Here is a 26,515-nt window from a genome sequence, read left to right as displayed (position 1 = left end):
GCGAACGTTTGTGGGCGCCGTGCTACCCCGACTGGCGTGCTCCCGAGGAGGGACTTGGGGGCGTCGGCTTCGCGTCGTCAGAGAGCGCTCCTGGCGACTGGTCCGCCGTGGGTAGCCGGTAGACGGCGTAGTCGCCGTCACGGAACCGGAGGTCGGCGAAGGCGGCGAGGTTGGTGCCGGGACTCAGCCGGTGCTCGTCCACGAAGAGCCATCGGACCCCATAGTCGTCCCGCAGCCGCCGGATCGCCTCCGCTGAGGGTGCCTGGAACACCGCTTCGTTGGCCTGGAGCCGTTCGCCATCCCAGAATGGGCGGGTCTCCACTACCTCGCCCGGGCGCCAGCTGTCCATGTTGGTCACCGTGTAGGCCCATCCCTCGACCAGCACCCGCCGCTCGCTCAGCGCCGTCGCCCAGAACGCGCGGCTGTCACAGGGGTTTTCGTAGCCCATACGGCAGTGCACGTTCGTCGCGAGGAGATCGTCGACAGCCGAGTGGGCGCGCAGCCACCGCCCAGCGGTGAAGGCCCCCTTGGGAATCGCCTGCAGCGGCACGGTCCCGTTCGGGACCTGAACGGGGGCCGCCCCAGGCGGGGCCGGTACAGCGGCCACTCCAGGCGAGTTCGCCCCGGCCGGGTTCTGAGCGGTGGTTACGGGGGTTCTGAAGGTGCCGGGCATGACGCGGGCGAACCAGGCGGCGGGCGTGCCGGCGGCCGTGACCATGCAGATCACCAGGGCACAGGTACGGAGCCTGCTCTGGCGTGCGGCACGCAGCACGGCAACGGCCACCAGGACCACGCCCAGCAGAACGAGGTACGGCAGGAACAGGACCGTGTAGTCGGCGCCCGGAGCCAGCGGGAGCCTGACGCCGCAGAGCGTCCGGATGGCGTAGACGGCCACCACCCCCACACCGGCCGCGCACACCATCGCCCTGAGCCGCACGCGCGCCTTCCGTACGATGAGCATGAGCCCGTAGACCGCGAGCATCGCCAGGTAGGGATAGGACGCCTGGAGGAAGTACCCCTCCGACTGATGCGGATGGCCGAGCACCAACGCCGCCGCGAGACCGGCCGCGCTCATGCTGAGCACCAGCACCACCACGGGCCGCGCGAGCAGGTTCGGCCGGCCCACGAGCCCGATGATCCCGCACCACGTGATGACCCCGCAGAGCACGCACAGCAGGGCGGCGCCGATCGTGACGGCCGCCGGTGGCTCGGCCCCGGCCGCCAGGCCGGTCATACCCCGCAGGGTCAGGCGCATGATCGACAACGGATCGAGCACGATCCCCTGCCGTGCGCCGCCGAACAGCACCCACTGGGCGAACAGCAGGCACGCCGTGGTGAGGCCGAGCGCGGCGAGCGGGCGCCGGGGCAGGCTGAACAACTTGACCGTTTCGACCAGCGCGACCGCCACGAGGCCCACCACGAGCAGCGGCAGATAGGTGGCCTTCGCCCCCATGACCGCCGCGAGCAGGATCCCCAGGAGGACCCACCTGCCCCGAGGCTGTGGCTTCTGGCCGAGAAGGTCGATGAGGAGCAGGACGATCGGGGCGAAGAACAGGGCGCCGAAGGTCTGGGTCGGGCTCGACCATGACTGCACGGTCTTCCAGGTGAACACCCCGGTGGTCTCGCCGAGATACAGGCTCGGCGCCGTGATGAAGATGATGCTCACGAGGCCGGCCAGCGCTCCCCCGTACGAGCGCGTTATGCGGCGGCCGACCATCCCGAGGACGACGATGAGGGCGGCGAGCATGGGCAGGATGGCGAGGCGGAAGAGCAGAACCAGTGGTTCCACCCCGGTGACCCAGCTGGCGGCCGCGAGATGCGCGTAGACGAACCAGTGGTAGACGAGGGGTTCGCCGGTGACCGTCGGCACCATGGGCGGCATGTGGTGCTTCAACTCGCCGACCAGGGCCAGGTGGAAGGGCATGTCGATGAACGACGTGCCCATCGCCGGCCAGGTGAGGGCTTGGGTTCTGAAGACGTTGACGGCCGACCACACGATCAGATAGATCATGATCAGCGCGGTGCACCACGACCACCAGAGCGGCGTTCTCCCGGCGTCGGGGGCGCCCTTCCAGTGTCCGCGCAGCCGGGGGACGGCGAGGAAGAGCACGTAGGTGCCGATCGGCCAGGCCATCACCAGCAGCGGCATGCCGAGCGCGCGAGCCGGGATGTACGTGAGGACCTCCAGCGCGTACCCGAGTATCAGGCCGAGCGCGAGCCCCTCCATCAGCGTGGGCGTACCCCGGTACAGCGCCCGGACCCACAACAGGCCCGGCAGCGCGACGCCCAGGGCGATGTAGAGGCTGAAGAGAGCCAGGTCCGTGGCGGAGACGCCATAGAACCCCAGCGCGACCCCGACGCAGGCGACCACGGCCGTCGCCGGAAGCCAGGTCGAACAGCGCTTCAGCAGCGATGCGCGTTTCCTCCCGGACGGTGGCCGGGCCACGCCCGGCTCCGGCGTGGGTGCGTAGGAAGGCGGCGCGGAGCGCGGAAAGGGTGGAGCGTCGGCCATGAACGCAAGCTTGACCACACCGGCGCCTCGGACAGGGGCGAACGCCCGAGTGCGGCGATGTTCTTGCCGACCCTTGGTGGGTTTTTAAGGATCGCGGGGTGTTCCGGCCCGAGTTTCGGCCTCGGGCCGGAGGATTTCCTAACTCGTGGCGTCGAACAGCACGTCGACCCAGTAATTGGTGAGCTGGTAGGTATTGGTGGGGAACGTGAGCGGCGGCCCGTATTTGTACACCCCGTTGCTTCCCGCCACCTCCTCACCGGCCGGCGCATAGAGCGGACCGCGGCCATATCCCGTCGTGAAGAACGGCCTGGTTATCGAGTAGTTTCCCGGATTCATGGAATAGGCGGTCACGTACGTGGTGTTCGCGGCGAGCGGGACCGGTGTCGCGAAATTCACCTGTTGCCATCCGGATGGAGTCTCGCCGGTGAAGGTAGCGCTGGCGAGCAGCGTGCCGTCGGCCGCCCACAGAGACCCGACGTGGGTTCCCGTGTTCTGCGGCGACTTGTAGAACCGGACCCCGGTGGCGACCCCGTTCGAGGTGGGACGGAACTTCGCCCCGACGACGACCGCCTTGCTGTCGCCGGTGGAATCGATCGCCGGCTGCGCGGTCTCGTCCCACAGCGTGCTCGACGGGGAGAACACCACGTCCACCCAGTAGTTCGTGGCCTGGTAGGTACTGGTGGGAAAGGCGGGTGTCGCGGTGTACGAATAAACGCCGTTACCTGGGGTGACGGCGCTGTTCGCCAGCCCGATGAGCAGCCCGGACGAATACTGCTGGGTGAAATACGGCCGGGTTACCGAATACCTCCCGGATGTCGTGTGGTAGGCGGCGACGTAGGTGGTGTTGGCGCTCACCGCGACGGGCGTCGAGAAGTTCAGCTGCTGCCAGCCGCTCGCCGATTCATTGGTGAACGTCGCTCTGGCCAGAAGCTGACCTGTGGAGCTCCAGAGATCACCCGTGTGCGTTCCGGTGTTGAGGGTCCCCTTGTAAAATCTGATGCCGGATATGTGGCCCGGACTGGTGGGCTGGAATTTCACGCCCAGCTCCGCTGCGGCGGGATCCGCTTGCGAAGCGGTGGCGGGAGTCGCGGACGGCGGCCATGTGGTGCAGGGGCATGGTGTGGAGATGGTGACGGGCCTCTGGGTCGGCGACGTCTGAAGATTCCCGCTGTCGTCGACCGCTCGCGCCAATATCGTCACCGGCCCCGCCGAGCCGGTCGTCCAGCTGTACTGCCAGTCTGTGAGCCCCTTCGCCTGGAACCACCTGGTGCCGCCGTCCGGAGAGACTTCGACACCTCCCACCTGACCGCCCCCGACGTCGACCGCCGTCCCTCGGATGGAGACCGTGGTGCCGCTCGGCACGGTGGCGCCGGCGGACGGACTCGTGATCGTCGTCGTCGGAGGGGCCGTGTCCGGTGACGGGACTCCCGGAACCAGGCCCGCCTGCAGGCTCGCCGGCTGCAGGTTCATGTCGGCGAAGAGATTGACGGTCGCCTGCTGCATCCGGATGTCCGTAGGCGTCCCAGGGCGGTAGTGAACGGCGTCGAGCCCCCACGACCACTGCACGGTGCCCGCGCCGAAGACGCGCGCGCCGCTGGAGTGCCGGTACAGGATCAGATTGTGGGTCGCGACCCCGGGGCCGTACGTGCCACCGAAGTTGAGCAGGATCTTGTCCAGCCTGCCTATCGTCGCGCTGGAGAATTTCACCGAGCCCGCGGGAGTCGTCAGGTTGTCGGGCGCCGCGTCCCATTCATAGCCCAGCGTTCCGGCCGGAAAGATCGCCGTCTGGCCGGGCAGGAGATTCGCCACGGATGTGTTGCGCCACAGCCGCATGCTCCGGTAGGCCGCGGGAACGGCCACCGAATCTGAGACGGTCCCGTTGACCTGGAACATGGTGCCCGTCACGGCATTCTCCGGTCGCCCGCCGTTCGACGGCGGCGAGAAACGCGGGTCACGCCAGGTACCGGTCCATTGTGTACTCGGGTCGATCTTGGCGTTCGCCAGCGTTTCCTTGTAACAGACGAGGGTCCGGAAAGCGAGGACGGGTCCGGCGATGCTGCTCTCCCACCTGGTCTTCCAGAACATCTCGTTTCCCGAGAAGAAGGCGAGGTTGACCGCGCTGGCGCGGGCGGCCTCGACATTGTTCCGCATTTCCAGGGACCAGTACTCGTCGTGGCCGACCGACAGGAACGCGCGATGCTCGAGCAGCTCCGCCCCCATCCTGGCGGTGTCGACGCTGGTGGCATAGCTCACGTCATAGGCATTGGCCTCAAGCCATCTGACCATGGGGTATTCGGAGTTGAAGAAGAAAGACTCCGCCGAGCCGCTGATGTCGGCGCTCCGGTTGAGGAAGGGCCGGTTGTAGCTGACCTTGAAGGCACGACCCGCCGGACTTCCGGTGTACAGGCTGTTTCCGCCGTAGTCGTTGTACGCCTGCCACGTCGAGTCCGAGGTCTGGACCAGGATGTCCGCGCCGCGCGTGTCATCTCGGATCACGAAGGTGATCTGGCTCTCGCCGGGGGTGCCGTCTTCGCGTACCAGCTTGGCGAGATAGACGCCGGAAACGACGGTGTCCGGCACCGCCCAGGACGCGGAGATGTCCCAGTTCCCGCAGTCGACCAGTCCGGTGGCATCATCGCTCACGCACGTGGGCTGAACCTGAGGCAGCGTGGCGGACGGCTGCAGCGTGGTGATCAGCCGCGCGCCCATGCCGCTGTAGTAGCCGATGCGATAGACGTCCAACCGGTAGTCGGTGGCGTCTGTATCGATCTTGAAGTCGACGGTCGTCCCTTTATTGACGCTCATATCCGCCGCATATCCCTGAATGCTGGGGCTGCCCGCCCCCACGATGTCCCACTCGCTCGGCGGATTGCCGGGAAGGGAATTCTCCAGGCAGATGACCGAGGTCGGCGGGCAGGTCGCCGGCCGAGCGCCCTTCTTCCTGAGCGGGCCCGGCGGACGGCCGTGGGCAGCAGCCTTGATCGCTTTCAAATCCTTGCGCGTGGCCTTGCTGGTCCGAGCACCCGCGGGTGCGGACTGCGGCGTCCCTCCCTTGAGACTCACCGTCGCGCCCTGGCCCGGGGTGGCTGCGAGGTTCGCGGTGATGCCGACCGCGCCGTCCTCGCGCGCCGGCGCCTGGGCGGCGCCGAGGATGGCGAGCACGGCCGCAATTCCTGCGCTCAGAACAAGGGGCGGGCTGCGAAAGGCCCGCCATCGCAAACCGGTCCTTTTCCCATTTTCTGCCATGATGCATCCCTCGATCGCTCTGATTTCAGCCGGTCGTGGGGGGTCATGAGCAACTAAATACAACGATGCCCGGTTCTCTCGTGAACCGGATGAGGGAAGGGCGATTTCCCAGCAGGACGGACGCGGATGTTGATTCTCCGCTAAGAACTCAATCGCCGCAGAGATCGGCATATCTCCGGAGAACGCGAGCCATCACCCTTTGGCCCGGACAAGGAAGCGGCAAGAAACAACCGTGAGTAGGGGGACAAGCCCGATCGAAGCGCTCTCCGCATCAAGCTTGCGGCCATGGACAAGATCTTGCCTGTCAACGGTTCGGCGCCGAGCACTGTGGAGACAGCGCATCCGGCTCGGCCCGCACGGGCCACCCGGCGCCCAGCGCGTTGGAGGCCCGCACTGTCGGGACGGCTCGCGGCCGCCTCCGTGACGGCTTTCACCGCTGCCGTACTGATCCGCTACGGAGTATCCGTCACGGACATGGCGTTGTTCGCCGTCTACGTCGCCTTGGGAGTGGTACTGCCCGGAGTCCTGGTGATCAGGGCCCTGTACCGCGGCCCGCGCACGGCGGCAGAGGAGATCGCGCTGGGCCTGGCGTTCGGTTACGCCGTGGAGATCCTGGTCTACATAGGCGCTCGCGCGATCGGAATGCCGCTGCTCGTCGCGGTGTGGCCGTTGACCACTTACGCGCTCTTCCTCGTGGTCCCGTCCCTGCGCGGGCATTGGCGGGCGGGATCCCGCCCGGCGACTCCCCTGTGGTGGTCGTGGTGCCTCGCCCTCGTCATCGCCGTCCTGGTCGCCGGGAGCGCACTGAAGTTCTTCGGCACCCACGCCATCACCTGGCCCGGTCTCGGAGCGTCGTATCCCGACATGCCGTTCCATCTGGCGCTGATCGGCGAGTTGAAGCACCATGTGCCGCCTTCGGTGCCGATGGTCGTGGGCGAGCCTCTCGCGTACCACTGGTTCGTCTACGCGCATCTGGCGGCGGCGAGCTGGCTGTCCGGAGTGGAACCTCTTGTCCTGCTGTACCGCCTGGCCATGCTGCCCATGCTGGCCGGGCTCGTCGTCCTGGCCGGCATGACCGGGCGCCGCGTCACGGGCTCATGGATCGGCGGGGCCGTCACTGTCGTGGGTACGGTCTTCGTGGGCGCCCCGACCCTGTACCTGGGTACGAACGGGGTGTTCACCTGGGGAGGGGTTCCGGACACCGCGTGGATCAGCCCCACGCAGACGCTGGGCGCCCTGTTGTTCGCTCCCCTCGTCCTCGTTCTCCTGGACCTTCTCGAGCGCCGACGGCCCGACACCGGCAAATGGCTGCTGGCCGGGCTCTTCCTGGTGGTGCTGACCGGCGCCAAAGCCACCTATCTACCCCTGCTCGGCGCCGGGCTGGTGCTGGTGGCGGCGGTCGAGGTGATGCGACGACGCCGGCCGTCCACGAACGTACTGATCATGCTGGGAATGACCACGGCATGCATCCTGTTCGCGCAGTTCGTCCTGTTCGGCCGGGAGCGGCAAGGGCTGGTCGCGGACCCTCTGTCCTTCATGCGCATGACCTGGAGCAAACTCACCGGCCTGACCACGCCCTCGGCGGGCTCGCTGCTCGGCCTCACCTTGGTGTACCTGCTCTGCTGGGCCATGACCTGGTCCGGCATCCTCGGGCTGTTGAGCAGGCCGCGGCTGCTCCTGCGACCACGGGTGAGCCTCATGCTCGGCATGGGCGCGGCCGGGCTCGGCGCGGTGCTGCTCCTCGGGCATCCTGGCCAGAGCCAGCTCTTCTTCTTCTGGGGGGCCTACCCCTATCTGGCGGCCGTCGCGGCCTATGGGATCCTCATCCTCCTGCGGCGGGCACGGGTGTCGCCCAAGGCGGTCATGTGCTCGATAGGCGCGGGACTCCTCGCCGTCTACCTGATCCCCATCCTCTGTGGCGTCACGATTCCGTTGCGCGCCGGCCAGGGCGACGGAATCCTGTACCGGCCCTATCTCACCCTGGTGGCCCTGGCCGTACTGGCGGGCCTGCTCGTGGCGATCCTGAGGGGACGCGCTCGCGCCTTGGCCCTCGTGATCGTCGCGTTCACGACCATCGGACTGCCCGCGTACTGGCACGCGCGCGTCCTTTCCGCCGTCGACAACGTCACAGGGGACGATCCCAACCCGGTGGTCAGACCGGTGGAGAACCGGGTGATCCCCCAGGGGGCCCTGGCGGCCGGACGATGGCTGCGCGACCATTCCGGGCCGGACGACCTGGTGGCCACGAACACGCACTGCCGCCTGGGGTACGAGAACCCGTGCGACACCCGCTACCCGTGGGTGGCCGCGCTGTCGGAACGGCATGTGCTGGTCGAAGGCTGGGCCTACACGGCCACGAACCTGAGCCACTGGCGTCCGGGGCTGCTGCCGGAGGGTCTGCCGTTCTGGGACACCGAACTGATCAAGCTGAACGACACGGCCTTCCAGTCGCCGAGCCAGACCGCCATGCGGGGCCTGCGAGAGCGCTACGGAGTGCGCTGGCTCTTCGTCGACGAGCTTCGGGGGAATCCCAGCCCGCGGATCGGCGAGTGCGCGGAGTTCCGGTTCCGGTCCGGCGATTACGCCGTCTATCAGCTGCCGGACGACTCATTGTGAGGTGGGCAGGTAAGGCTTGTGCAATGCCTCATCCAGCCACCAGGCGCCACGCGTGTCGGCCGGTCCGGCCCGTTGTTCACTGCGTTCGTGAACGCATCCGGCCTGACGGCGATCCCCTTCAACGTGCCGCATATCTCGGAGAACGAGCTCGACTATCTGGCGGAGGCCGTACTCCAACGGTTCACCCGCGGAGACGGGCCCTTCACCCAACGGGCCACCGGTCTCCTCGCGGAGATCACCGGGGCCCGCCAGGTGCTGCTGACCACCTCGTGCACACACGCGCTGGAGATGTCGGCGCTCCTGCTCGATCTGCGGCCCGGCGACGAGGTGATCATGCCGTCGTTCACCTTCATGTCGACGGCCAACGCCTACGCGCTGCGCGGCGCCGTCCCGGTGTTCGCCGACTGCCGGCCGGACACGCTGAACCTGGACGAACGACAGCTCGAAGCCGCCATCACCGACCGCACCCGGGCCATCGTGGTCGTCCACTACGCGGGTGTCGGGTGCGCGATGAAGGAGATCGGCGAGCTCGCGGAACGGCACGGGCTCGCGGTCATCGAGGACAACGCCCATGGACTGGGCGGGTTCTACCAGGACCGTCCGCTCGGGTCGTTCGGCCGCATGGCCACCCAGAGCTTCCATGAGACGAAGAACGTGCAGTGCGGAGAGGCCGGCGCGTTGCTCCTGAACGACGCCGGCCTCGGCGAGCGCGCGGAGATCGTCAGGGAGAAGGGCACCGACCGGAGCCGGTTCTTCCGCGGCCAGGTGGACAAGTACCGCTGGGTCGACATCGGGTCCAGCTACCTGCCGTCGGACGTGCTCGCCGCGCAGCTCACCGCCCAGCTGGAGTCGTTCGACAAGATCCAGTTCCGGCGCCACTACGCGTGGGACCGGTATCACGAGGAACTGGCGGACTGGGCCGCGGAGAACGGGGTCGCCCAGCCGACGATCCCGGACGAGTGCACGCATCCGGCGCACCTGTACTACCTGCTGCTCCCCGACCTGGCGAACCGGCAGGCCTTCATCGCTCATCTCGCCGAGCGTGGCGTGCAGGCGGCCTTCCACTACCAGCCGCTCCATGATTCACCCGCCGGCCTGCGGTACGGGCGGACGGCCCCGGGCGGCTGCCGGGTCACGGCGGAGGTCGCCGACCGTCTCGTACGGCTGCCGCTCTTCGCCGACCTGGACGACGCCCACCTGTCCCGCGTGATCGACGCGGTCCGAGCCTACGAGGTGTGCTGAATGGCGTGGAATGACGTGATCGAGGCGGAAGCCGTGCGGACGCGGGAGTCCCCGCTCGAGTCCGCGCGGTTCGGCTGCTCGATTGAGCGGCTCGCCGTTTCCGGATCGTCGTTCGCCGCGGTCCGTGAGGCCGTCGTACGATCCGCCGCGGACGTGATCATCCTTCGCTACCCGGCCGAGTACGTCGGCTGGTACGCCCGGCTGACCGCCCTGGGCCGGACCGCCGTCTTCGCGGACTCCCTGGTGTACTGGCGGCTGCGCGCCGGCGAGGGCCGGGCGCCCGAGGCGTCACCTGATCTGCGGGCGACGGAGCTGACCGGAACCGCCGTGATCGAGGATCTGGTGTCCGACATCTTCCCCGCGTACGGAAACCACTACCTGGCCAATCCCCTGTTCGACGCCGCCGACGCGCTCGCCGGCTACCAGGAATGGGCGCTGCGCTCGGCCGAAGAAGGGGGCTGCCTGGCGCTGCTGGATCGGCCCGCGGCGGGGGCGGCCTCGCGCGTGCTCGCGCTGGCCACCCTGGACGAGGCCGAATCCCGGACGGAGATCCTGCTCGCCGGCGTGGTCTCGAAGGCGCAGGGGCGCGGTCTGTACGCCCACCTGCTCAAGGCGGTCGAGGACCGCACGCTGGCGCGCGGCGGGGACGAGGTCGTCATCTCCACCCAGGGGCACAACACGCGCGTGCAGCGGGCGTGGGCCCGATACGGGTTCGAGCCCGTACGGACGGTCCTCACTGTTCATCTGGTCCGGAGCGCGCTCCTGCCTGGGCCGGAACACTAGGACCACCGGGAGCCACGTCGGCGGACGCGGTCGGTCCGACACGTTCGCGCACGACGTAGGTCGGCCGGCCCATGCCGCTGCCATGAATGCGGCCGATGTACTCCCCGAGGACCCCGATGGAGATGAGTTGCGCGGAGGAGAAGAGCGCGACCATCGAGGCGATCGTCGTGAAGCCTGCCACTGTGGTCTCTCCCATGGCGAACCGCCACAGAACGGCACCGCCCAGCAGCAGGCCGACGATGCCGACGAGGAATCCGAGGTAGCTCGCCGCCCGCAGGGGCGCCGTGCTGTAGCCGAGCAGCATGTTCACCGCGTGCCGGATCAGCAGCCGCGGGGAGTAGTTGGAGCGCCCGTGATGGCGTTCGTTCATGCGTACGCTGACCGACCCCACCTTGGAGGTGGCCCACGACAGGGCCACGTCGACCGAGGCATGCGGCCCCGACAGCTCTTGGAACCCGTCGCGCAGCCGCGTACGAAAGGCGCGGAAGGCGCTGATCGCGCGGGCGGAGCGGATGCCCAGCGCGCTGGACATCCCGGCTTTCACCGATCGGGAGGCGAAGCTCCGGAGAAAGCCGTGCTCCTCACGGTAGGAGACGCCGTAGACGAGGTCGAGACGGTCGCCCTCAAGGGCGGCCAGCAGGAGGGGGATCTGCTCCGGCGGATGCTGCAGGTCGTCATCCATCGTGACGACGACCTCGAAGGCCGCCTCCCTGATGCCGGCGATCAGCGCGTTGTGCTGACCGTAGTTACGGGAGAGGTGGATCGCCCGCACGGCCTCGTTTCGCCGGGCCAGCCCGGCAGCCGTCGCCCAGGTGTCGTCCGGGCTGCCGTCGACGACGAGGATCACCTCGTGCCGGACGGATGCCTCGCTCATGGTCGACAGGATCCTGGCCACCAGCGCTGGAAGAGTGCGCGCGGATCGGTAACACGGAATTACCACCGACACCGACATTGATCCCCCGATCATCCAGTGTGAGCCGGTTACAATCGTGCCGCCCCCACCACATGACGATCTGGAGTGCGGGCGACATGGTTGACGTGGAGAGCCACCCCAAAAGCGACAAGAAGCCGCATTTCTGGTGGCGGGCTCTGATCTCCACTTTTGCTGGAAACCGCATCACATACCTAATGGCCGGCGCCATGACGGCAGTTGTCTATTACTGTCTCCTTGGCCTAGCATTGCTCGCCGCCGAGGGTGCGGTGCCCTACCTTGTCCTGGTCGTGACCAGCCACTTCGTCACCGTGGTGATCGTCTATCCGTGGTATCGACTGGTGGTGTTCCGAGTCTCCGGCGATTCCTGGCTGCGGGGGTACCTGCGATTCTATGTGGTCGGCCTGAGCTTCCTCGGGGCGTCCCTCATCAGCCTGCCGATCCTCGTGGGCGTCATCGGAATTCCCATCATGATCGCACAGGGTTTGATAATTCTCATAAGTCCCTCACTAAGCTATCTGATACACCGAACATGGACTTTTCGTGATCGCTGATCCATCTAGTCTCGGCAACGTGCCGGGCGTTCTTCGACAAGCGCGCGGAACCGCACAGTTTTCCTGGCCGGGGATCGGCATAAACTCCAGCGGACAGGCGGCCATCGCCGCCATGTCCTCCTCGCGGAAGGACTCAGGGAGCCGATGAAGGCGCTCGTTCTAGCGGGTGGCAAGGGGACGAGGCTGCGCCCGCTCACCCATACCTCAGCGAAACAGCTGGTCCCCGTGGCCAACAAACCGGTCCTCTTCTACGGGCTCGAAGCGCTACGGGACGCGGGCATCACCAGCGTGGGCATCATCGTCGGCGACACGGCCGCGGAGGTGCGCGAGGCCGTCGGAGACGGCTCGCAGTTCGGCCTCGAGGTCACCTACATCCCGCAGCAGGCCCCCTTGGGCCTGGCTCACTGCGTCCTGATCGCCAGAGAGTTCCTCGCCGACGAGCCGTTCGTGATGTACCTGGGCGACAACTTCCTGGTGGGCGGCATCACCGCCCTGGTCGACGCGTTCCGCCAGGCCGACCATGACGCGCAGATCCTGCTCACCAAGGTCGCCGAACCGCAGTTCTACGGCGTGGCCGAGCTCGGGCCGGAAGGCGAGATCATCGGGCTGGCGGAGAAGCCGGAGCACCCGCGCAGCGATCTGGCGATCGTCGGGGTCTACATCTTCTCCCCCGTCATCCACGAGGCCGTCCGGCGCATCACCCCGTCCGCGCGCGGCGAGCTGGAGATCACGGATGCCGTCGCGTGGCTGATCGACAACGGCTTCCGCGTCCACTCCCACTTCGTCAACGGCTACTGGAAGGACACCGGCCGGCTGCAGGACATGCTGGAATGCAACCGGATCATCCTCGAACAGATCGAGCCCGACATCCGGGGCACCGTAGACGGCCGGAGCGAGATCACCGGGCGAGTCGTCGTCGAGCAGGGCGCGGTCGTGGAGAACTCCGTACTCCGCGGGCCCATCGTGATCGGCGCCGACTCCAAGATCGTCTCTTCCTTCGTCGGCCCCTTCACCTCGATCGGGGCCAGTTGCGTGCTGGAGGACGCCGAGATCGAGTACTCGATCGTGCTCGACAGCTCGTCCATCCGCGGCGTGTCGCGCATCGGACACTCCCTCATCGGGCGCAACGTCGAAGTGAACCGCGCGGAAGGCATGCCGAACACCCACGAGCTCATGGTGGGCGATCACAGCAAGATACAGGTGCGTACATGAGGATTCTGGTCACCGGCGGCGCCGGCTTCATCGGCTCGCACTACGTGCGGTCGCTGCTGCTCGGCGCGTATCCGGGCTACGAGGCCGTGAACATCACCGTTCTCGACAAGCTCACCTACGCCGGAAATCTGGCCAATCTCGCGCCGGTGGCCGGACATCCCGGCTACCGGTTTGTCCATGGGGACATCACCGATCTGGAGCTGCTCGCGGAGATCGTTCCCGAGTGCGAGGTGATCGTGAACTTCGCGGCCGAGACGCACGTCGACCGGTCCATCACGGGCGCCGGCGACTTCCTGACGACGAACGTGCTGGGCACGCAGCGGCTCCTGCAGGCGGCACTCGAGACCGGCGTCCGCACGGTGGTGCACGTCTCCACCGACGAGGTGTACGGGTCGATCGCGGAAGGATCCTGGACCGAGGACGAGCCCCTGCTGCCGAACTCGCCCTACTCGGCGGCCAAGGCCGGCAGTGACCTGCTCTGCCGGGCATATCACCAGACGTACGGCCTCGATGTCCGGGTGACCCGCTGCTCCAACAACTACGGCCCTTACCAATACCCGGAGAAGCTCATCCCGCTCTTCGTCACCAACCTGCTCGACCGCGAGCCGGTCCCCCTCTACGGCGACGGGCTGAACGTACGGGACTGGCTGCACGTCGACGACCACTGCCGGGGCATTCAGCTGGTGCTGGAGAAGGGCTCGCCGGGAGAGACGTACAACATCGGCGGCGGCACCGAACTCACCAACCGGGAGCTCACGGAGCTGCTGCTCAGCGCGCTCGGGGTGGGCTGGGAGATGGTCAGGAACGTGCCGGACCGGCTCGGGCACGACCGTCGCTATTCCGTCGACTGCGGCAAGCTTCGGGCCCTCGGGTACGAACCGCTTATGGGGTTCGCGGACGGTCTGGCGGCGACGGTGCGCTGGTACCAGGACAACCAGCGGTGGTGGCGGCCGCTGAAGGCTCCTGCCACGCCTCGATCTATGTGACGGTCCGTGGTGGCTGAGCTCCCTCGGGAGATACCGCCTCCCGGGGGAGTGGAAGACCACGGCCCGCCGGGGTCCCTCGGGGACGCCCCCTCCGGGGGGAGAGGGAGTACGCCCGTCGTCACCGCACTATGGGGTGACGGTCTGGTTCACCGGGCCTGACGTGCTCGGGGCCAGGTGGATCAGGGCCTCGTGGTCGAAGACGTCGCCGCCCAGATAGACCGCGACGATCCGGTGCTGCCCTGGGGCCAGGCTCGACGTCGTGAACATCGCACGACCGGTGCTGGTGTTGAGGAATACCGAGCCGAGAATGGTCGAACCTTCCTTGAAGACCACTTCGCCGAAGGGGGTCTGGCTGCCGCTGACCCATGCCACGGTGGCGGTGAACGTCACCGGCTGTCCAGCAGCGGAGGGGTTCGGGGAGCTGGTCAACGTGGTGGTGGTCGGCGGGTCGTCGGGAAGACTGATCTGGGTGGCCGGGATGCCGTCGGTGCCGGTGACGTTGACGGAGCCGTTCAGGGAGAAGACCCGGCCCTGGACGTTGGCGCCGAAGTTCACGGTGGCGTTGCCCTGGGCCATCACGTTGCCGCGGAAGGTGCTGTACACCCCCAGCGACGTAGCGCCGCTGGACTGCCAGAAGATGTTGTCGGCCTGCGCGCCGCGCAGCAGGGCGATATTGCTGACCCTGGCGGTGGTGAGAGTGGCCGCCCGGAAGATGAAGGTCGCGGCCGGATCCCCCTGGGCGTCGAGGGTGAGCGTGCCGTTGATCACGAAGGCACCGTTGCCGGCGTCGTACAGGCCGGGCCCCTTGGTCGTACCGCCCAGCTCCCCCGGCACCGTGGAACCGCCGGACCGCCCGGCGATGTCGTTGTAGGCGGCGACCACGTCAGACTTGACCGCCGCCGCGGTCGCGTTGCCCAGCTGCCGGTTACCGTTCACGGTGCCGGGCGGGAAGCCTGTCAGCGTGCTGTGGGGACTGATCGCCAGATCTCCGGAGACCGTGGTCAGATGCGCGTTGTTGACCGACATCCCGGCCACAACCCCGTACGGCTTCCCACCGCCGATGTTCACCGGCGGTGTCGCGCGCGCACTCTCCGGCAGAGTCACCAGCACGACCGCCGCCACCACTCCCAGTGACAACCGACCGAATTTCCCTGAAAAACGGGACAAATCAACATTCGCCATGAGCCGATCCCTTTATCTGCGATCCGGGGAAGATACTCCGCCAGCCATAAGACTCTGGATATTCGACATTAGCGGGCATCGATGCCGTTCCAGAGAAATGACGTGCGACGCGGCCCGTGTCGTATTCGCGCCAGAGACATGGCGCGGCCCGGCCGTGCGGAACCGCACGGCCGGGCCGGTGGAGAATCACGGGCTCGCTAGGAGTCGAATACCGGATCGACCCAGTAGTTGGATGACTGGTAGGAGGTCGTCGGGAAGGTGTTGGTCCCCCCGTAGGTGTACACCCCGTTCGGGTCCGTACCGTTCGCCAGTGCGGTGAGCGGGCCGTTCGTGTACGACGAGGTGAAGTAGGGCCGGTTTACCGAATAAAATCCCGACGTGGTGTGATACGAGGCGATATAGGTGGTATTGGCAGTGATCGCGACAGGCGTCGGGAAATTCACCTGCTGCCAGCCGGAGGCCGTCTCACTGGTGAAGACCGCGCTCGCGAGCAGCTGGCCACTGCTGCTCCACAGGCTCCCGGTGTGAGTGCCCGTATTGGAAGCGCCCTTGAAGAACCGGATGGCGACGATGTTCCCGCTCGTCGAGGCCCGGAACTTCACGCCGACCGTGACCGCCTGCGTGTCGGGTTGAGACTGGACGGCCGGAGTGACCGCTTTGTCCCACAGGCTGTCCGACGGCTCGAACACGACGTCGACCCAGTAGTTGGTGGACTGGAAGGAGGTCGTCGGGAAGGTGCTGGTCGCCCCGTAGGTGTACACCCCGTTCGGGTCCGTACCGTTCGCCAGTGCGGTGAGCGGACCGTTCGTGAATGCCGAGGTGAAGTAAGGCCGGGTCATCGAATAATATCCCGACGTAGTGTGATACGAGGCCACATAAGTGGTATTGGCAGTTATCGAGACAGGTGTCGAGAAATTCACCTGCTGCCAGCCCGAGGCCGTCTCACTACTGAAGACCGCGCTCGCGAGCAGCTGACCACTGCTGCTCCACAGGCTCCCGGTATGTGTCCCCGTGTTCAGGGAGCCCTTGAAGAACCGGATGCCGATGATGGTCCCGCTCGTCGAGGCCCGGAACTTCACGCCGACCGTGATCGCCTGCGTGTCGGGTTGGGACTGCACGGCCGGCGTGGCCGATCTGTCCCACAGGCTGTCCGACACATGCTGAACCACTTCCGGCGAGAAGCTCGGCGCGAAGTGGATCAGTGCCTCGTGGTCGAAGACGTCCCCGCCCAGGTAGACGGCGGTGAGGTGGTGATCCCCGGCGCTGAGGCTCGGGGTCGTGAGCGTGGCCGGATCGTCGGCGTCCTGGTAGCCCGAGCCGAGTACGGTCGAGCCGTCCTTGAAGACCACCTCGCCGGCGGGCGTCAGGGTGCCGCTGACCGGCTGCACGACCGCGGTGAGGAGGACCGGCTGCCCCCTCCAGGAGGGGTTGGGCGAGGTGGTCAGGGTCGTCGTGGTCGGCGGGTCGTTGGGGAGGGTGATCTGAGTGGCCGGGGTGCTGTTGGTGCCGGTGATGTTGATGGAGCTGTTCAGGGAGAAGATGCGGCCGTTGGTGTAGGCACCGACATTAACCGTGACGGCGTTCTGGGACAGCACGTTGCCGCGGAAGGTGCAGTAGTTGCCCAGCGTCACGGTGTCGCTGAACTGCCAGAAGACGTTGTCGGCCTGCGCGCCGCGCAGCAGGGCGATGTTGGAGACGTTGGCGGCGGTCAGGGTGGTCGCCCGGAAGATGAAGACGGCGTTCGGATCCCCCTGCGCGTCGAGGCTGAGCGTTCCGCTGATCGCGAAGGAGCCAGTGTTGGAGGCGTACAGGCCGGGCCCCTTGGTCGTGCCGCCCAGTTGCTGCGCCACCGTGGCGTCCGGGGTCCGCCCGGCGATGTCGTTGTAGGCGGCGACCACGTCGGCCTTGGCCGCCGCCGCGGCCGCGTTGCCGAGGTCCCGGTCACCGTTCACGGTGCCGGGCGGGAAGCCGGTCAGTGTGTTGCCGGGACTGATCGCGAGGTCTCCGGTGACCGTGGTCAGATTCGTGTTGGTGACCGACACCCCGGCCACGACCGCGTAGGGCTCCGCGACACCGATGTCCACCGGCGGCGTCGCGCTCGCGGCCTGCGGCAGCCCCACCACCGCACCTGCCACCAGCACGACCGCCGCACTCACCCCCGTCCACAGCCGACCGACATTCCCCAGAGAACGGGAATAGCTGACTTTGCTGGTCGCTTCGCGCTTGAGAGCTTCGGGGAGGGCCTTGCGGACTGCTCGATCGGGCGCATCGCTATGTGATTTTGACATGCGCCACAACTCCTCACTGTATCTTGTGCTACTCAGGCAATCGGCTGGCTCGCCGCAGCCTGCGGCTCGTCAAGAACACATACGGCGAGCGTCGCCGCTCGCCTGATTCGTCTCGTTTGCCATAAATGCGGCTAAAGTCCAGCCATGAGAAATGCGACCCGAATGTCGCCAATCCCGTTGAAGACGCTACGACATTCGGGAGGACCACGCCTTGAACGGCATGACGCGAAAAACCTATATGTGATCAAGAAAAGCCTAGGATAGCGTCCTATTGAACCGCCCTTTACCCTTCAATAGCTGCTTGCAACACTTACCGGAAAGCTTGAACAAGGTATCCCCGTACGGGCGACCCTTTTTTGGGCGCGCGGAAATATTCCGTTTAATGCCCTTATGCACCCCTAATCGCTGGCCTTGCCACGGAAACGCCATCAGACGACACGCCGGGCATCGCCATCAAATCGGCGATATGAGAACTCCGGCCTCCTACAGTCGGATCGTGTCTCATCTCGATGTAACGGGGGCTCCTGACATGGGAGAGAAACTGGTGGTCGTCGGCCAAGGCTATGTCGGCCTGCCTCTGGCGATGCGGGCGGTAAGCGCGGGATTCGACGTTGTGGGCATCGACGTGGACCAGTGGCGGATCAAGCGATTGGCCGCCGGCGAATCTTATGTCGAGGACATCGGGGACGACGAGCTGATCGCCGCACACCGCTGCGGCCGCTATCTGGCGAGCACCGATTACGCCGACGCCGAGATGTTCGATATCTGTGTGATCACGGTGCCGACGCCGCTTCGCGAGGGCGTGCCCGATCTCCGGCACATCGCCTCGGCCGCGCAATCCATCGCGCCGCTCCTCCGGCCGGGCGCCACAGTGGTGCTGGAGTCCACGACTTATCCCGGAACCACCGAGGAATATCTCCTGCCCCTGCTTCAGGAAGGCTCCGGACTGCAGGCGCCCGAGGATTTCTACCTTGGCTACAGCCCCGAACGGATCGACCCGGGAAACACCCGCTGGCGGCTGGACAACACCCCGAAGATCGTGTCCGGCATCGACGAGTCCTCGCTGAAGAGAGTCCAGGCGTTCTACGAGCGCATCGTGCGCGATGCCGTTCCCGTCTCCTCGGTTCAGGTGGCCGAGCTGAGCAAGCTCCTGGAGAACACCTTCCGGCACATCAACATCGCCCTGGTGAACGAGCTGGCCATCTTCGCGCGGCAGCTCGGGATCGACGTCTGGGAGGCCATCGACGCCGCCTCCACCAAACCGTTCGGCTACATGCGCTTCACCCCAGGCCCGGGCGTCGGCGGGCACTGCCTGCCGATCGACCCGTCCTACCTGTCGTGGAAGGTCAAGCGCAGCCTGGGGCACAACTTCCGGTTCGTGGAGCTGGCGAACGACATCAACGACCACATGCCGGATCACGTCGTCCACCGGCTGACGCTCGCGCTGAACCAGCGCTCCATGCCGATCAAGGGCAGCCGGGTGATCGTGCTCGGCCTCGCCTACAAGAAGAACGCCGGCGACTGCCGCGAGTCGCCGGCGATCGAGGTGGCCAGGGCCCTGCGCAAGCTGGGCGCGGATGTACGGGCCGCCGACCCGCACGTGGACCACTTCCTGCTGCCGCAGGGAATTGCGATCATCGACGCCACGCGCCAGGAACTCGCTCAGGCGGACGCGGTGCTGATCCTGACCGACCACGACTGCTTCGACTACGAGCTGGTCGAGCAGGTGAGCACCTTCGTCTTCGACACGCGCAACCGCTGCCGGGGGCCCAACGTCGAGCGGCTGTGAAACCCGGAGGGGGCTGCAGGTAGCCCCCTCCGGCGTTCCTAGAGCATGGCCTTCATCGAGTCCGCGGCCGACAGCACGTACGGCTGCTCGGCCATGACCGCCGCCCAGTTGTCCGCCAGCGACTCCGGCGTGAGCTCGTCCGACTTCCAGCCGGGCCCTTCGGCCACGAACACCCGCGCCACCCGGCCGCCGCCGACGCTGAACACCTCGCCGCTCGACTCGCACGACTCGTGTACGAGGTAGGCCACCAGCGCGCTGACCCGCTCGGGCGTGAACTTGGCCTCGAACTCGGCCGGCAGCAGCGACTCGGTCATCCGCGTCCAGGCGATCGGCGCGATGGCGTTGGCCTTGATGCCGTTGCGGGCCCCCTCGATGCCGAGCGTCTTGGTCAGGCCGACCAGGCCCATCTTGGCGGTGGAGTAGTTGGCCTGGCCGAAGTTGCCGAACAGGCCCGCCGGGCTGGAGGTGTTGACGATCCGGCCGTAGCCGGCCTCCTTCATGTACGGGTAGGCGGCCTGGCTGACCAGGTAGGAGCCGCGCACGTGTACGGCCAGCACATTGTCGAAGTCCTCGACCGCCATCTTCCCGAACGACCTGTCACGCAGGATGCCCGCGTTGTTGACGACGATGTCGATCTTGCCGAACGCGTCGACCGCGGCCTGCGCGATCGCCCTGGCCCCTTCCGGCGTGGCCACGTTGTCGGCGTTGGCGATGGCCTGGCCGCCGTTCTTGGTGATGAGCTCGACCACGTCGGCGGCGGGACCCGCGGAGGCGCCGGTGCCGTCGAGCGCGCCGCCCAGGTCGTTCACGACGACCTTGGCACCCCGCTCGGCCAGCAGGAGCGCGTGCGACCTGCCGAGACCGTGCCCGGCTCCCGTAATGATCGCGACCCTGTCATCGAACCGAAGCATCGAACCTCCAGCGCAGGAGAACATCGTTCTAGTAATGGCACAATAACCCGAGTCCGCCGCACTACGACTGATCGTCGCGGATAGTGATCAGAAGGTTCGTTCTCTGCTAGAGTTCTGGGCTTCGAATGGGCGGCGACCTCCAGCTCCTGTCCGCCCTCCACCGGGCCTTCGGAGGCCGGACATGCCGGTAAACGCGCCCCTTCGCGTGGTTCAGTGGGCCACGGGAGCCGTCGGCCGCTATGCGCTGCGCAGCGTGCTCAGCAGGCCGGGGCTGGAGCTCGCGGGAGTCCTCGTCTATGACCACGACAAGATCGGCAAAGACGCCGGCGAGCTGGTCGGCCTGCCGTACGCCGGCGTGAGCTGCACGGACGACCCGGAGCGCGTCATGGCCATCGAGGCCGACTGCGTGCTGCACATGCCGCTGCCGTCCTTCTACTTCGGCCCCGACCGGAGTCTGGACCTGGAGACCATCTGCGCGCTGCTCGCCTCGGGCAAGAACGTCATCACGACCACCGGCTTCGTCTACCCCAAGTCGTACGGCCCCGACGTGGTGGAACGCATCGAGGCCGCCTGTGACAAGGGCGGCACCACGCTCCACGGCACCGGCATCAACCCGGGCTTCATGAGCGACTTCCTGCCGCTGGCGCTGACCGGGCTGTCGGACCGAGTCGACCACATCTACGTACGCGAGTCGTCGGACTTCCGCGGCCACCCGTCGCGCCAGGTCGTCGTGGACATGGTCGGGTTCACCCGCACGGCCAAGGACTACGCCGAAGCGGTCCGGCCGTTCCGTACCTTCCAGCGCTCGCTCTTCGCCGAGAGCGTGCAACTCGTGGCCGACGCGCTCGACGTGCGGCTGGACGAGGTGGAGGAGCGGGACGAGTTCGAGGTGGCCGGGCGGGAGTTCGAGATCGCGGCCGGCCGGGTCGAGGAGGGCGCGGTGTGCGCGTCACGCTGGGTGTTCTCGGGGCTGGTGCGGGGGCGGCCGTTCATGACGGTCGAGGTGATCTACAAGGCCGACGCCGGCAAGGTGGCGCGCTGGCCGGAGCCGGGCTTCGCGATCCACATCGAGGGCGTGCCGCAGATGACGATGTCGATCGACGAGGTCTCCCACGGGCTGGCCGCCGCGGCCGCCCACGCCATCAACGCCATCCCCGCCGTCTGCACCGCCCCGCCCGGCATCCGCACCCTGCTTGATCTTCCCCTCCCCACCGCACGCGCCCGGGTCCGCATCCGTTAAGCGGGCCACGTACGGCGGGGAGCGGGCCGCCTACAGTCAGTTGTGCGGAAGGAAGCGTCCGTACTGCCCTCGGTGGTAGAGGAGCGGGCGGGCTGGGGTGGTTTGGGCGGCGGTGACCAGGCCGACCACCAGGGTGTGGTCGCCTATCTCCACGGTCGTGTGCGGAATGCAGATGAGATGTGCGGAGACGTCCTCCAGCAACGGCGTGTCGTATGGGCCGGGCTGCCAGCGGGTGGGTTCGGCGAAGCGGTCGATGCCGCGCCGGGCGAAGCGGGTGGCCAGGTCGTGCTGGTGGCCGGCCAGGACGTTCACCGCGAAATGATCGGCCAGCCGGAGCCAGGGCCAGGTGGTGGACGACTGGTCGACGTAGAAGGACACCAGCGGCGGATCAAGGCTCACCGAGGAGAACGAGGTCGCCGTGAGGCCCACCGGGACGCCCTCCGGCCTGGCCGTCACGATGACCACTCCGGCGGCGTGCTGGGCCAGGGCCGTGCGGAACTCGTCGCGATCCAGGGAGATGGTCATCTCAACACTCCTTGCCTGACCGTTATCTGTGGCACGACGTGATCCGCCCAGCGGGCCAAGGGTCCGTCGTCTCCTGGCAGCTCCGACTCCAGGAGGGCCAGGCCGGGGGTGGGGACGAAAGCCCCCAGCTCCACCAGGAGCGGGCGGAAGTGGACCTCCACCGCCAGGGCGTGTTTGGGGTCTCCCATGACGAGGATCGGCAGGGCGGCGGTGCCGGCCAGGGCGTTCGGGGGCAGCCGGTCGAGGAACGCCTTGAGCAGGCCGGTGTAGGTCGCCTTGTAGGTGGGGCTGGCCACGACGGCCACCGAGGCGCTGGTGAGGAGTTCGAGGGCGATCTCCACATTCGCGGTGCTCCGCGGGAGGAGCAGTTCCGGTGCGAGTGCCGACAGGTCGATGACGTCCCTCGGGCCCGTGTGGCCGAGCCGGGCGGCGATGGCGTCGGTGGCCGCGACCGCCGCCCCCAATGTGCGCGATCCGGAGCGCGGGTTGCCGACGACGGTGACGATGCTCATGAGGCGGTGGCCAATCCGTAGTGGTCGCGAAGGGTGCGGGCCTCGTACTCCTTGCGGAACAGGCCGCGGATCTGCAGTTCGGGGACGACCTGCTCGACGAAGTCCGCGAGGCCGCCCGGCAGGTGCGGGGGCATGATGTTGAAGCCGTCGGCCGCGCCGTTCTCGTACCACTCCTGGAGCTGGTCGGCGATCTGCTCGGGCGTGCCCGCGACCACCCGGTGGCCGCGGCCGCCGGCGAGCTTGCCGATGATCTCGCGGATCGACAGGTCGCCACGGGCCGCCAGGTCCTTGATCAGCTTGATGCGGCTCTGCTGGCCGTCCGGGTTGGGCGGGATGTCCGGCAGTGGGCCGTCCAAGGGGTGGGCGGTGAGGTCGACGCCGAGGATGTTCGAGAGCTGCTGCACGCCGTACGCCGGGACGATGAGGTCTTCCAGCTCCTTCTCCAGCCGCAGCGCCTCGCGCTCGGTCGAGCCGATGATGGGCGAGACGCCGGGCAGGATCTTGAGGTCCTGGGGCCGGCGCCCGTACGCGGGGAGCCTGCCCTTGAGGTCGGCGTAGAACTCCTGTGCGTCCTCCAGGGTCTGCTGCGCGGTGAACACCGCCTCCGCGAACCGCGCCGCGAACTCCTTGCCGTCCTCCGACGACCCGGCCTGGACCAGGAGGGGGCGGCCCTGGGGCGAGCGCTGGACGTTCAGCGGGCCCTGCACCTTGAAGTGTGTGCCCACGTGGTCGATCGGCCGGACCAGGGAGAGGTCGGCGTAGACCCCGGTGCGCCGGTCGCCGACGACCGCTCCGTCCGCCCAGCTCTCCCAGAGGGCGTTCGCCACCTGGAGGAACTCCTCCGCCCGGTGGTAGCGCTCGCTGTGCGGCGGGCGTTCGATGCCGAAGTTGCGGGCCTCGGCCTCGCCGGCGGAGGTGACGATGTTCCAGCCCGCCCGGCCGCCGCTGATGTGGTCCAGCGAGGCGAACTTGCGCGCCACGTGGAACGGCTCGTTGTACGTCGTGGACACCGTGGCGATCAGGCCGATGTGGTCGGTGACGGCGGCCAGGGCGGCGAGCAGGGTGAGGGGCTCCAGCCCACCGAGCGCGTTGTGCCGGACATTTCCCCACAGGGCGAGGCCGTCTGCGAGGAACACCGAGTCCAGCTTGCCGCGTTCGGCGATCCGGGCCAGCTCCTGGAAGTGCCGGATGTCGGTGATGCGGCTCGGCTCGGTCAGCGGGTGCCGCCACGCGGCCTCGTGGTGGCCGACGCCCATCAGGAAGGCGTTCAGGTGCATGGTCACGTGGTCCTCCAGGTGGAGAAGCGTCGCTCCAGGCGTACGAGGAGCAGGTTGAACAGCAGGCCGAGCACCGAGATCGTGATGATCCCCGCGTACATGTCGGGCACCCGGAAGTTGTACTGCGCGTAGTTGATGAGGTAGCCGAGCCCCGCCTTGGCGCCGACCATCTCGGCGGCGATCAGCACGAGGATCGAGTACGCCCCGGCCAGGCGGATGCCGGTGAAGATGGTGGGCACCGCGGCGGGCAGGATGACCTTCTGGAACAGCCGGTACGGCCCGAGCCCCATGGACCTCGCCGACTTGATCAGGAGCGGGTCGACGCTTTTGACACCCGCGATGGTGTTGAGCAGGATCGGCCAGGCGCAGGCGTACAGGATGATCGACACCTTGGACGTCTCCCCCAGCCCCAGGACCAGCACGAACACGGGCAGCAGGGCCAGGGCGGCGGTATTGCGGAACAGCTCCAGGACCGGGTTCAGCAGCTCGGCCACCGGGCGGTACCAGCCGATCAGCAGGCCCAGCGGGATGGCGACCACGATGGCCGCCCCGAACCCGGCCAGCGATCTGGCCAGGGAGGCTTGGGCATGGTCGGCCAGCTCGCCGCTGCGGAGCAGGTCGTACCAGGCGGTCAGGACGTCACTTAACGGCGGGAGGAAGGTGGGGTCCACCACCTGGGCCCTGGGCAGGATCTCCCAGACGGCGGCCAGCACGACGATCGCGGCGGAGGCGTTGACCACCCGGCGGGCGACGCCCCAGAGGCTACGGCGCCGGACGGCGGTGGGACGCACCGGCGCGAGGGTCGTGACGGCGGGCGGGTGGAGGTGGTCGTCGTCAAGCGGGGAGGCGGAGAGGCTGAGTGAGGGTCTGGCCAACGGAGGTCACCTCCTCGCGCAGCAGCGTCCAGATGGCGTGGCGGTACTCACCGAACACCGGATCGGCGCGCAGGTCCCCCTCGCGGGAGGCGAACGAGACCGGTACGACGGCCCGGATACGACCGGGGCCGGGCGTCATGACGGCCACCCGCTGCCCCAGATAGACCGCCTCGTCGATGCCGTGGGTGATGAACACGATGGTCTTGCCGGTCTTGTTCCAGATGCGGAGCAGCTCCTCCTGGAGGGACTCGCGGGTCTGAGCGTCGAGGGCGGCGAAGGGCTCGTCCATGAGCAGGACGTCGGGGTCGTAGGCGAGGCTGCGGGCGATGGCGACCCGCTGCCGCATGCCGCCCGAGAGCTCGTGCGGGTAGCGCTCGTCGAAGCCGCGCAGCCCGACCAGGTCGAGGTAGCCGCGGGCGCGCTCACGGCGTTCGCGCCGCGGCACCCCCTTGGCCTCCAGCCCGAACTCCACGTTCGCCACCGCGGTCCGCCAGGGGAACAGCGCGTACTGCTGGAAGACGATGCCCCGGTCGAGACCCGGACCGGAGACGGGGACGCCGTCGATGCGGATCTCGCCGCGCGTGGGCAGGGTCAGGCCGCTGAGCAGGTCGAGGAGGGTGGACTTGCCGCATCCGCTGGGGCCGACGAGCGTGAGGAACTCGCCTTCGGCCACGTCGAGCGAGATGTCGGACAGAGCGGTGAAAGAGCTGCCACGGACGGCGAACTCCTTGGTCACGGACACGAACTCGATCTTCATCAGGAGCCTCCCGAGACGAACGGGTTGTAGGCGTTGGTGTAGACGTCCTGGGGTTTGATCTGGCCGGGCTTGATCTCGCCGGCGCCCTCCAGCCAGGAGATCCACCGCTGGAACTCCTGCGGCTCGATCACCCCGCCCTTGGTCGCGACACCGCTGCTCTTCCAGAAGCCGACGGTGGTGGAGTCCTCGTTCCTGGCCCGCTTGGCGATGATCTTCTTGAACTCGGCCACGACCTCTTCACGGGTGTGCGTCTGGGTCCACTGGATGGCCTTGGCAGTGGCCTCGACGAACTTCCTGGTCGTGTTCGGGTTCTGCTTGATGAAGCGGTCGGTGAGTACGTACGTCCCGGCCGAGAAGTCGCCGAACAGGTCGACGTCCTTGAACAGGACCTTGAGACCGCCGCGTGCCAGCGCCTTGTCACGCAGGATGCCGCCGAGCACGGCCACGTCGATCTGCCTCTGGCGCAACGACTGCTCGGTGCTGACGGGCGGGACGGCGACCAGTTCGACCTGCTTGATCTCGGCCGGGGTCAGGCCGCCGCGCTTGAGGTATTCCTTCAGCACGGCCTCAGCGTGGGCGCCCAGGGTGTTCATGCCGACCTTCTTGCCGATCAGGTCGCGGGCGCTGTGGATCGGGCTGTCCTGGAGGGTGAAGTAGCCCTGGTAGGAGTTCTGGTCACTGCCGTAGTAGCTGATCACGGCCTTGATCGGGGCCTTGGCGGCGACGAGCTTGACCACGGCGCCGTTGAACGCGCCACCGAAGTCGCTCTGTCCCGTGGCGGCCGTCTGGATGTCCTGCGGTCCGCTGGTCGTGTTGCCGATCCACTTGAGCTTGACGGGCTTGAGATAGCCGAGCTCCTCGGCCAGCTCGGGGAAGGTGACGGTGCCGACACTGCCCTGGTAGCGCAGTTCCTGGGTTTCGGCGGCGCCTTGGGCGGTGCCGCACGCCGTGACGGCGAGGAGAAGAGGGACTAGGGAAGCGAGACGCTTGATCACGAGATGTCCTCAAATAAAGGGGGGACGGGGACTAAGTCGTGATCAGTGACACTGTGCGCTGACGACGCGGCAGAAGTCGACA

The 26,515-nt window shown here is 67.4% G+C and carries 20 protein-coding genes; 8 read left to right on the top strand and 12 right to left on the bottom strand.

Annotated elements, in window-relative coordinates:
- Positions 1-22: 22 nt before the first annotated feature.
- Together AB0C30_RS27805 and AB0C30_RS27800 are read right to left on the bottom strand one after the other, a co-directional pair.
- Positions 23-2,512 carry a hypothetical protein gene (locus tag AB0C30_RS27805; RefSeq protein WP_357949726.1) on the bottom strand — a complete coding sequence of 830 codons (2,490 nt, stop codon included), beginning with the start codon at positions 2,510-2,512 and terminating at the stop codon, positions 23-25.
- Between the two features lie 138 nt (positions 2,513-2,650).
- Positions 2,651-5,929 carry a N,N-dimethylformamidase beta subunit family domain-containing protein gene (locus AB0C30_RS27800; protein ID WP_357949724.1) on the bottom strand — a complete coding sequence of 1,093 codons (3,279 nt, stop codon included), beginning with the start codon at positions 5,927-5,929 and terminating at the stop codon, positions 2,651-2,653.
- A 114-nt stretch (positions 5,930-6,043) separates the two neighbouring features.
- Here AB0C30_RS27800 and AB0C30_RS27795 point away from each other — a divergent pair, with 114 nt between their 5' ends.
- From AB0C30_RS27795 to AB0C30_RS27785, 3 genes are all read left to right on the top strand, one after another.
- Positions 6,044-8,374, top strand: a complete 2,331-nt coding sequence (locus AB0C30_RS27795; protein WP_357949720.1) for a hypothetical protein — start codon at positions 6,044-6,046, stop codon at positions 8,372-8,374.
- Positions 8,375-8,461: 87 nt separating this feature from the next.
- Positions 8,462-9,616 (top strand): dTDP-4-amino-4,6-dideoxygalactose transaminase, encoded by a 1,155-nt coding sequence (gene rffA, locus AB0C30_RS27790; RefSeq protein WP_357949717.1) that lies wholly within the window; start codon positions 8,462-8,464, stop codon positions 9,614-9,616.
- Positions 9,617-10,399, top strand: a complete 783-nt coding sequence (locus tag AB0C30_RS27785; RefSeq protein ID WP_357949714.1) for a GNAT family N-acetyltransferase — start codon at positions 9,617-9,619, stop codon at positions 10,397-10,399. It begins immediately after the preceding gene.
- Here the strand turns inward: AB0C30_RS27785 and AB0C30_RS27780 are convergent.
- A complete protein-coding gene (locus AB0C30_RS27780; RefSeq protein WP_357949712.1) occupies positions 10,350-11,351 on the bottom strand; it encodes a glycosyltransferase family 2 protein in 1,002 nt (333 codons plus the stop codon). The genes AB0C30_RS27785 and AB0C30_RS27780 overlap by 50 nt on opposite strands.
- A gap of 77 nt (positions 11,352-11,428) precedes the next feature.
- On the opposite strand from AB0C30_RS27780, the gene AB0C30_RS27775 reads away from it, so the two are divergent.
- From AB0C30_RS27775 to rfbB, 3 genes are all read left to right on the top strand, one after another.
- Entirely contained in the window at positions 11,429-11,884 is a 456-nt protein-coding gene (locus AB0C30_RS27775; RefSeq protein WP_357949710.1) for a GtrA family protein, read from the top strand.
- 144 nt (positions 11,885-12,028) lie between these two features.
- On the top strand, positions 12,029-13,096 hold the full coding sequence (locus AB0C30_RS27770; RefSeq protein ID WP_357949707.1) for a glucose-1-phosphate thymidylyltransferase: 1,068 nt from the start codon (positions 12,029-12,031) through the stop codon (positions 13,094-13,096).
- A complete protein-coding gene (gene rfbB / locus AB0C30_RS27765; protein WP_357949705.1) occupies positions 13,093-14,082 on the top strand; it encodes a dTDP-glucose 4,6-dehydratase in 990 nt (329 codons plus the stop codon). The genes AB0C30_RS27770 and rfbB overlap by 4 nt, the downstream gene beginning before the upstream one ends.
- A 126-nt stretch (positions 14,083-14,208) precedes the next feature.
- Here the strand turns inward: rfbB and AB0C30_RS27760 are convergent, their stop codons facing one another.
- Complete coding sequence (locus AB0C30_RS27760) at positions 14,209-15,219, bottom strand: ice-binding family protein (protein ID WP_357949702.1); 1,011 nt, start codon at positions 15,217-15,219, stop codon at positions 14,209-14,211.
- A gap of 242 nt (positions 15,220-15,461) precedes the next feature.
- Positions 15,462-17,420: a DUF4082 domain-containing protein gene (locus AB0C30_RS27755; RefSeq protein WP_357949699.1), complete on the bottom strand. Its 1,959-nt coding sequence runs from the start codon at positions 17,418-17,420 to the stop codon at positions 15,462-15,464.
- A gap of 661 nt (positions 17,421-18,081) precedes the next feature.
- On the opposite strand from AB0C30_RS27755, the gene AB0C30_RS27750 reads away from it, so the two are divergent.
- Positions 18,082-19,341 (top strand): nucleotide sugar dehydrogenase, encoded by a 1,260-nt coding sequence (locus AB0C30_RS27750; RefSeq protein ID WP_357949696.1) that lies wholly within the window; start codon positions 18,082-18,084, stop codon positions 19,339-19,341.
- Between the two features lie 38 nt (positions 19,342-19,379).
- On the opposite strand, the gene AB0C30_RS27745 is transcribed toward AB0C30_RS27750, so the two are convergent.
- The gene (locus tag AB0C30_RS27745) at positions 19,380-20,252 is read right to left on the bottom strand and encodes an SDR family oxidoreductase (RefSeq protein WP_357949694.1); all 873 of its coding nucleotides are present in this window, start codon (positions 20,250-20,252) and stop codon (positions 19,380-19,382) included.
- Between the two features lie 181 nt (positions 20,253-20,433).
- Between AB0C30_RS27745 and AB0C30_RS27740 the strand changes: the two genes are divergently transcribed.
- Positions 20,434-21,492 (top strand): dihydrodipicolinate reductase, encoded by a 1,059-nt coding sequence (locus AB0C30_RS27740; RefSeq protein ID WP_357949691.1) that lies wholly within the window; start codon positions 20,434-20,436, stop codon positions 21,490-21,492.
- Between the two features lie 36 nt (positions 21,493-21,528).
- Here AB0C30_RS27740 and AB0C30_RS27735 read toward each other — a convergent pair whose 3' ends face one another.
- From AB0C30_RS27735 to AB0C30_RS27710, 6 genes are read right to left on the bottom strand one after another with little or no spacing between them, the layout of a single operon-like run.
- Positions 21,529-22,017 (bottom strand): flavin reductase family protein, encoded by a 489-nt coding sequence (locus tag AB0C30_RS27735; protein WP_357949688.1) that lies wholly within the window; start codon positions 22,015-22,017, stop codon positions 21,529-21,531.
- On the bottom strand, positions 22,014-22,529 hold the full coding sequence (locus AB0C30_RS27730) for an NAD(P)H-dependent oxidoreductase (protein ID WP_357949685.1): 516 nt from the start codon (positions 22,527-22,529) through the stop codon (positions 22,014-22,016). The genes AB0C30_RS27735 and AB0C30_RS27730 overlap by 4 nt, the downstream gene beginning before the upstream one ends.
- On the bottom strand, positions 22,526-23,806 hold the full coding sequence (locus tag AB0C30_RS27725) for an LLM class flavin-dependent oxidoreductase (RefSeq protein WP_357950744.1): 1,281 nt from the start codon (positions 23,804-23,806) through the stop codon (positions 22,526-22,528). The genes AB0C30_RS27730 and AB0C30_RS27725 overlap by 4 nt, the downstream gene beginning before the upstream one ends.
- A gap of 2 nt (positions 23,807-23,808) precedes the next feature.
- Positions 23,809-24,681, bottom strand: a complete 873-nt coding sequence (locus AB0C30_RS27720; protein ID WP_357949682.1) for an ABC transporter permease — start codon at positions 24,679-24,681, stop codon at positions 23,809-23,811.
- Positions 24,641-25,438 carry an ABC transporter ATP-binding protein gene (locus AB0C30_RS27715; RefSeq protein ID WP_357949679.1) on the bottom strand — a complete coding sequence of 266 codons (798 nt, stop codon included), beginning with the start codon at positions 25,436-25,438 and terminating at the stop codon, positions 24,641-24,643. The genes AB0C30_RS27720 and AB0C30_RS27715 overlap by 41 nt, the downstream gene beginning before the upstream one ends.
- Complete coding sequence (locus AB0C30_RS27710) at positions 25,438-26,433, bottom strand: ABC transporter substrate-binding protein (protein ID WP_357949676.1); 996 nt, start codon at positions 26,431-26,433, stop codon at positions 25,438-25,440. Before AB0C30_RS27710 ends, AB0C30_RS27715 begins: the two co-directional genes overlap by 1 nt.
- Positions 26,434-26,515 lie beyond the last annotated feature (82 nt).

Source organism: Nonomuraea sp. NPDC048901 (assembly GCF_040649695.1).
In the GTDB taxonomy this organism is placed as follows: domain Bacteria; phylum Actinomycetota; class Actinomycetes; order Streptosporangiales; family Streptosporangiaceae; genus Nonomuraea.
This window is presented reverse-complemented; position numbering and strand designations above follow the sequence as displayed.